This window comes from Streptomyces sp. AM25, from assembly GCF_058146165.1.
In genome coordinates, this window is the sequence record NZ_JBKIWN010000096.1 from 1 (window position 1) to 4038 (window position 4038).

Here is a 4038-nt window from a genome sequence, read left to right on the forward strand (position 1 = left end):
CCTGCCTGATTCCTCTCGGCCGTACGTCCGGTGCCACGCGCATGCAGGGCGAAGTCCCTGCCCTGCTACGCGGCCTCGTCAGGGGAACCCGGAGGACCGCGGCACATGCCGAAGGCGCTTCGGGAAAGGCAACCGAACTCGCAGTTCACCTGGCGGAGTTCGAAAGGGGCGAGCAGGTCCGCTTCCTCGTCGACATGGTGCGGACGGAGAGCGCTGCTGTTCTCGGACACACATCGGCCAAGTCCGTAGATCCGGCGCGGGAGTTCCGCGACCTTGGCGTCGACTCGCTGACGGCCATCGAGCTGCGCAACCGCCTTACCTCGGTCACCGGGCTGGGGCTCCCGGCCACCCTCATCTTCGACTACCCGACCCCTGCCGCCCTCGCCGAACACCTCCTCGCCCGACTGCTGGACGAGCACAGTGACACGGACGTCCCGGCCCCGACCTCTGCGGTGGTCGGCGACGACCCCGTGGCCATCGTCGGCATGTCCTGCCGCATGCCGGGTGGGGTCAGGACGCCGGAGGGTCTGTGGGACCTCGTCCTCGAAGGCCATGAGGGGACCGGCGACTTCCCGACCGATCGAGGCTGGGACCTGGAGGCCCTGTTCGGCTCCGGGCCCAGGAACCGCAGCGGAAGCGCCACGCGGCGCGGCGGGTTCCTCACGGAGCTCGGCGACTTCGATGCCAACTTCTTCGGGATCTCCCCGCGTGAGGCACTGGCCATGGACCCGCAGCAGCGCCTGCTGTTGGAGACCTCCTGGGAGGCGTTCGAGCGGGCCAGCATCGATCCGACGACGCTGCGCGGCAGCCGCACCGGTGTCTTCGTCGGAACGACCGGCCAGGACTACGCGACACTGGTGATGAACTCCCGTGAGGACGTGGAGGGCCACGCCAGCACCGGGCTCGCGAACAGCGTGATATCCGGACGGGTCTCGTACACCTTCGGTCTCGAAGGCCCTGCGCTCACGATCGACACCGCATGTTCGTCTTCCTTGGTGGCGATGCACCTGGCCGCGCATGCGCTGCGCTCGGGTGAATGCTCCCTGGCGCTGGCGGGCGGAGTCACCGTGTTGTCGACGCCTATGAGCTTTCTCGGCTTCACGCGGCAGGGTGGTTTGGCGTCGGATGGTCGGTGTAAGGCGTTTGCGGATGCGGCGGACGGTACGGGTTGGTCCGAGGGTGTGGGTGTGCTGGTGCTGGAGCGGTTGTCGGATGCGCGCCGCAACGGGCATCCGGTGTTTGCCGTGATGCGCGGTTCGGCGGTCAACCAGGACGGTGCCAGCAATGGCCTCACGGCCCCCAACGGGCCTTCGCAGCAGCGTGTCATCCGTCAGGCGCTGGCGAACGCTCGCCTGTCGGCTGCCGATGTGGATGTGGTCGAGGGGCATGGGACGGGTACGACGCTGGGCGATCCGATTGAGGCGCAGGCGTTGTTGGCGACTTATGGCCGTGATCGTGGTGCGGGGCGGCCTTTGTGGCTGGGGTCGGTGAAGTCGAACATCGGGCATACGCAGGCTGCTGCGGGTGTGGCCGGTGTGATCAAGATGGTGATGGCGATGCGGCACGGAGTCCTGCCACCCACGCTGCACGTCGACCGGCCGTCCTCGCACGTCGACTGGACCGAGGGGGCGGTCGAGCTGCTGACCGAGGCCACCGAGTGGCCCGATGTGAACCGTCCCTGGCGTGCGGGTGTGTCGTCGTTCGGGATCAGTGGCACGAATGCGCACGTCATCATCGAGCAGGAGCCGTTCACCGAGGCCGTGGTCGGGGCCGAGGAGTCGGCAGTTCCGCCGATGCTGGTGGTGCCGTGGGTGGTGTCGGGCAGGTCCGAAGCCGCGCTGGCTGCCCAGCTGGAGCGGGTGGCCTCGTTGTCCGGGCCGTCGCGGCTGGACGTGGGCTTCTCGCTGGCGAAGGGTCGCACTGGTTTCGTACACCGGGCGGTGTTGCTGGCCGGTCCCGAGGGTGAACTTGTGGAAGTCGCCCGCGGAGCGGCCACTGAACATTCGCTGGCGTTGCTGTTCTCCGGTCAGGGGTCGCAGCGGCTGGGCATGGGCCGGGAGTTGTATGAGCGATTCCCCGTCTTCGCGGTGGCGTTCGATGCGGTGTGCGCCGGGCTGGACGGGCACTTGGACCGGCCGGTGCGTGATGTCGTCTGGGGCGATGACGAGGAGCTGTTGAATCAGACTGCTTACGCTCAGGCTGGTTTGTTCGCGGTTGAGGTGGCGTTGTTCCGGCTGCTGGAGTCCCTGGGAGTTGTCCCGGATTTCGTTGCCGGTCATTCGATCGGTGAGGTGACGGCCGCACACGTTGCCGGAGTGCTCTCGCTGGAGGACGCCTGCACGCTGGTGGCGGCGCGAGGCCGGCTGATGCAGGCACTTCCCGTCGGTGGGATGATGCTGGCCGTTGAGGCCACCGAGGGTGAAGTTGTGCCGTTGCTCGGTGAGTCCGTCTCGATTGCGGCCGTCAACGGCCCTTCATCCGTGGTCGTCTCCGGCGCCGAGGAGGCCGTCGAACAGCTCGGGGCGTTCTTCGAGAGTCAGGGTCGCAAGACGACCCGGCTGAAGGTCTCCCACGCTTTCCACTCGCCGCTGGTGGACCCCATGCTCGACGACTTCCGCACAGTCGTGCAGCGCCTCTCGTTGCAGGCCGCCCGCATCCGCGTGGTGTCGAATCTTACGGGCAGGGTCGCCACCGACGAGCAGCTGACTTCTCCGGACTACTGGGTGCGGCACGTCCGCGAGACCGTGCGCTTCGGCGACGGTATACGGGCACTGACCGGCGAAGGAGTCACGGCCTTCCTGGAGCTGGGCCCCGACGGTGTGCTCACTGCCCTCTCCCAGGGGTGCCTGGGAGAGGAGGGCGCGGGCGTCGTGGCCGTCCCGGTTCTGCGGAAGGGGCGGCCCGAAGAGGACGCGCTGCTCTCCGGGCTCGCTGGCATGCATGTTGCCGGGGTGCATGTCGACTGGTCACGGATCTTCGACGGCGCTGGCGCCCGCCGGGTGGATCTTCCCACCTACGCATTCCAGCGGGAGCGCTATTGGCCGACGCCGGCCGTGCGCCTGGGCGACGTGAGCGGTGTGGGCCTGACATCGACCGAGCATCCGGTACTCGGCGCAGCAGTTCCCCTGGCCGACTCCCAAGGCATCCTCCTGACCGGCAAGTTGTCCCTGAAAGCTCAGCCGTGGCTCGCCGACTGCACGATGGGCGGAAAGCCTGTCTTCCCGGCTGGGGGCTTCCTGGAGATGGCCCTCCGTGCGGGTGACCAGGTCGGGTGCGAGCGTATCGAGGAGTTCACCCTGGCCGAGCCCTTGTTCCTGCCCGAGGACGGTGCCGGCATGGCGGTTCAGGTTCGGGTGGATGCCCCCGAGGAGTCGGGTGATCGCGTGGTGCGCTGCTACACGCGCCCGGCCGATGCGGTTCCGGACGCGCCGTGGACGTGCCACGCCACCGGCACGCTGGCTGTGGAGGAGTTGGCGGCGGACTTCGATGCGACCGTCTGGCCTCCGCAGGACGCGGTTCCCGTGGATCTGGCGGACCTCTACGCATACGAACACGGCGGCGTCGGCCCTGCCTTCCGGACAGTTCGGTCCGTGTGGCAGCGAGGCGACGAGGCATTCGTCGAAGCGGTACTCCCCGGACAGCTCGGCGAGGCCGCCTTGTTCGGTCTGCACCCGGCACTGCTGGAGGCGGCCGTGCAGACGGTGGGATTCGTCGGTATCGACGACAGCGCACAGTTGGCGCCGGTGTCGTGGAATCGAGTCTCGCTCCATGCGACCGGAGCCTCGACGGTCCGCCTGCGTATCACCCGGCTCGGCGAGGAGACGGTGTCCGTGAGGATGTCGGACGCCGAGGGCGTGCCGGTGCTGTCCGCGGAGTCATGCGTCGTGTCGGCTTCGAAGATCTCGGCGACCATGCCTTCCCGGGGCCCGGGCGAGGGTCTGCTGCGTTTGGAGTGGGTTCCGGTTCCGGTGGTGGGTGGTGCGTCGTCGGGTGGGGTGCGGTGTGTGACGTTCGGTGTTGAGGTCGGTTCGTTGGCGG

Annotated in this window: 1 pseudogene; it reads left to right on the forward strand. The window is 68.2% G+C overall.

Going from position 1 to position 4038, the window contains the following annotated elements:
- Positions 1-5: 5 nt before the first annotated feature.
- Positions 6-4038: pseudogene (locus ACLHRZ_RS36695) on the forward strand (type I polyketide synthase); the annotation flags it as partial.